The organism is Desulfobulbus rhabdoformis (genome assembly GCF_016919065.1).
Taxonomy (GTDB): domain Bacteria; phylum Desulfobacterota; class Desulfobulbia; order Desulfobulbales; family Desulfobulbaceae; genus Desulfobulbus; species Desulfobulbus rhabdoformis.
Genome location: NZ_JAFFQA010000095.1, coordinates 1 through 3,715, shown reverse-complemented (window position 1 = coordinate 3,715; position 3,715 = coordinate 1). Strand labels below are relative to the sequence as shown.

Here is a 3,715-nt window from a genome sequence, read left to right as displayed (position 1 = left end):
AGATTCTTACGTTCCTCGTCTGTCAGGGTGACTCGATATCTCGGTGCCATGGCAACCTCCTTTGATTGCCATGATGATACAACCTGATTAAAAATTACGAAACTTTAAATGTTACATGGTACTAGACTTCCATACACTATCGATTCAACCATCTTGAGGCCTCCCAAAGGTGCCCTTTACTGGTGTGCAGGACAGTAAGTGGCCTCAGGCTACATCAACAAACAAAACAAAACTGCACAATGGAGAAGCGTACAGAATGAAAAATTTCACTTTGGGCGTCAAGCTGATCGGGGGGTTTTTAGCGACAGCTATGATCATACTTTTTGTCGGCCTCCTCTCCATCAGACAACAGAGCGCGTTGGGAGAGAAAGTAGAGCAATTGGGGAGTGAAACTATACCTGCCATTGAAAATATTCTTATTATCAAGAGCGAGTTAAATTCGATAGCCTCATTGATGCACTCTCTCCTAACCCCCTATGCAACAAAAAAAGAACGACAGCAAACGCACAAGACATTAATTATATCCAGGCAAATTTACTCAACTGCAAAAGAAAAGTTTATGCAGCTGCCCCTTGCCAGACAATTCTCCAATGAATGGAACGTTTTTATAACCAATGTCAACAAATGGGCTCATATAAATAATGAGGCCGTTGAACTTTCTCAACAACTCGTTGCAATGGACATTATACATCCTCCAGTGATGAAACATCACATGGACGAATGTGAAATATCCCACCGAATATTGCTAACACAGATCAACAAATTAATTGGTTTGGGTCTCACTTTTGAAGGGAAAACAAATGCGGAAGAATGTGCTTTAGGAAAATGGTTTCAAGAACTGAATACGACAAATCCAGATATCATTAAATTAGTCGATGAACTTAAACCATTTCACACAAAGCTCCACCGGATGACGGCGGAAATACAAAATCTTTGTGCAATAGGCCAGACTGAGCAGGCAAAAAAATTATACGAACAAGAAATCCTCCCAATCTCCCAACGAATCTTTGAACTGTTGCATCAGATATCAGCCATTGTCGACAAGGCTGATACAATATTTAGCCAGATGAATCAATTGGTTCTCGAAGACGGTGTTATGTATCAAAGCAGCACCTTATCAGCCATTGACTACATCGTGAAACAAGCGGAAAACCAATCTAAAGTCACGGTCAAAGACGCCCAGAACAGTTCGGGGAGGGGCCAGTCGATCACCACGATCTGCCTGGTAATCGGTTTTGTGCTGGCTATTGTTCTGGGCGTCCTTTTGACCCGTCTCATTACAAAACCGCTAATCATGGGTATTGAATTGGCTAAGGCTATGGCTCAAGGCGATCTCACCCAAAGCATGCGCGTACAACAAACAGATGAAATAGGCCTGTTAGCCATATCCCTGAATAAAATGGCGCAAAACCTGCGCAGCATGTTTGCTGAAATAAAGGAGGGGGTAACCTACGTCGATGAATCCTCGATTCAGCTTGCAGCCATATCCAACCAGGTTTCCTCAGGCACCGAATCTTCGGCGATTCGTTCTGCACAGGTGTCCGCAGCTGCCGAGGAAATGAGCAGTAACCAGAATTCAATCGCTACCGCTATGGAAGAAGCATCGGTCAATGTAGATATGGTCGCTGCCGCAGCAGAGGAGATGAACGCAACAATCACAGAAATAGCGATGAGTTCTAGTAAGGCGATCGACATTACCGCCACGGCCGTTCAACAATCTCTTGAGGCTTCGGAACGTGTCAATGAGCTTGGTCGAGCCGCTGACGAAATCAACAAGGTAACCGAGGCGATAACCGAAATATCAGAGCAAACCAACCTGTTGGCCCTGAATGCCACTATCGAAGCCGCACGAGCGGGTGAAGCAGGGAAAGGCTTTGCCGTAGTGGCCAATGAGATAAAAGATCTTGCCAAACAAACCGCCATGGCCACACTGGACATTAAAAATAAAATTAAAGGTATTCAGGAAGCTACAGGGCTAACCGTCAGTGAAATCAATGAAATCAGCTCCATAATTTCAGAGGTGGACCAGATGGTGACCACGATCGCTTCGGCCATGGAAGAACAGTCAGCAACCACTAGGGAAATTGCGACCAACGTAAATCAAGCCAGTCAGGGGATCAAAGAAGTCAATCAAAATGTAGCACAAAGCTCTACAGTCTCGTCTGAGATCGCTTCAGATATTGCGACGGTCAGCGAAAGCACCAACGAAATTAGCGCAGCTATTCATCAGGTAAAAGTTAATGCCGAATCCCTGCGTAACATATCTGGCCGACTCAATAATTCGATTGAAAAATTCAAGATATAACTATGCAACATCCGCTGAGAGAGTCCTCACAGGCCGAATAGTGTGTATTTCAGAGCATCCGGCATTCCAATCCAATTGGATTGACCTGTGACACTGTGCGGTGAAGAAAGGAGTTCGATTGTGGAAGCGAGGTCGAAGTAGTTCACAATCTGAATCATTTCAAACGACATTGGCCCATTGTCGGGATACATAAAACGGATTAAAAATAATTGTTTCGAGATATGAAGGACGTGTGACGATGCACGGTGCCAGTCGTCAGTTTTGCGTCAATTCTGATAGGCTTAAAGGAGAGGAAATGGATTTAGATAATATACTGAGTGAGTTGGAACAAGACGGGATTCGTAATGATAAAGTCCAATCAGATAGAACTCTGAAGTATCTAAACATCACGAAAGATACCGGCGAATTCCTTCGAGTCCTGGCCCTTGCGACTTGTTCAAGCAAAATTCTAGAAATTGGGACCTCAAACGGTTATTCAACCCTTTGGTTAGCTTCGTCTATTCCTCCAGATGGAACTGTAACTACAATTGAGTACTCAGATCAAAAAGCAAAAGAGGCATTATCGAACTTCGAGAGGGCTGGGCTTGTCAATAAAATAGCTTTATTACAGGGAGACGCTCAGGCGGTACTCAAAAATTTCAGTGGCCAGTATGATTTCATTTTCCTTGACGCAGATCGCTCAAAATATATGGACATGATAGAAGACATATCACGCCTGCTCAAAAATGGGGGGCTCATTGTTTGTGATAACGCAAGTTCTCATGAATCCGAACTTGCTGAGTTTATGAATTATCTCAAGTCGCAAAAGAATTTTATAACCTCACTTGTTCCTGTTGGTAAAGGTGAATTTCTGGCATATAAGTCATGAAATGAACCGTGGATAACCTGCTAGGCCAACTGCTTGGGATCTTCCCTTTTTGTCCCATTTCATGTCCGAAAAAAACACAAAAAAAAAGCCCTTAATCAGCGAAGCTGATTAAGGGCTTGAGCGATAAAAAACGGCGGCGACCTACTCTCCCACATAGTCTCCCATGCAGTACCATCGGCGCTGAAGAGCTTAACTTCCGTGTTCGGAATGGGAACGGGTGGGGCCTCTTCGCTATGGCCACCGAAAAATTCGATGTATATATGGCTATGACAATATGAATAGCAGGGTAAACTTGATTTATAAAAGGATATGGTTAAGCCTCACGGCTCTTTAGTATCGGTTAGCTCCATGCATTACTGCACTTCCACACCCGACCTATCAACGTTGTAGTCTCCAACGAGCCTTTAGGTATCTTAAGATACGGGATATCTTATCTTGGAGTGGGTTTCCCGCTTAGATGCTTTCAGCGGTTATCCCTTCCGAACATAGCTACCCAGCAATGCCCTTGGCAGAACAACTGGTACACCATTGGTTCGTCCATC

At 44.1% G+C, this 3,715-nt stretch carries 2 protein-coding genes and 2 rRNA genes; 2 read left to right on the top strand and 2 right to left on the bottom strand.

Annotation, left to right across the window (positions count from 1 at the left end; genetic code table 11):
• Positions 1 to 256: 256 nt before the first annotated feature.
• Positions 257 to 2,305 carry a methyl-accepting chemotaxis protein gene (locus JWJ90_RS22395; protein ID WP_205229445.1) on the top strand — a complete coding sequence of 683 codons (2,049 nt, stop codon included), beginning with the start codon at positions 257 to 259 and terminating at the stop codon, positions 2,303 to 2,305.
• 238 nt (positions 2,306 to 2,543) lie between these two features.
• Complete coding sequence (locus tag JWJ90_RS22390; protein ID WP_205229444.1) at positions 2,544 to 3,173, top strand: O-methyltransferase; 630 nt, start codon at positions 2,544 to 2,546, stop codon at positions 3,171 to 3,173.
• Between the two features lie 128 nt (positions 3,174 to 3,301).
• Here JWJ90_RS22390 and rrf read toward each other — a convergent pair.
• Both rrf and JWJ90_RS22380 read right to left on the bottom strand, forming a co-directional pair.
• Positions 3,302 to 3,418, bottom strand: a 5S ribosomal RNA gene (gene rrf / locus JWJ90_RS22385).
• Positions 3,419 to 3,482: 64 nt separating this feature from the next.
• Positions 3,483 to 3,715: ribosomal RNA gene (locus JWJ90_RS22380) — 23S ribosomal RNA — on the bottom strand; the annotation flags it as partial.

What these genes read in the sequence shown, in the direction of transcription:
- JWJ90_RS22395 (WP_205229445.1), top strand. Translation starts at nt 257, where the DNA reads ATGAAAAATTTCACTTTGGGCGTCAAGCTGATCGGGGGGTTTTTAGCG.
- JWJ90_RS22390 (WP_205229444.1), top strand. Translation starts at nt 2,544, where the DNA reads ATGCACGGTGCCAGTCGTCAGTTTTGCGTCAATTCTGATAGGCTTAAA.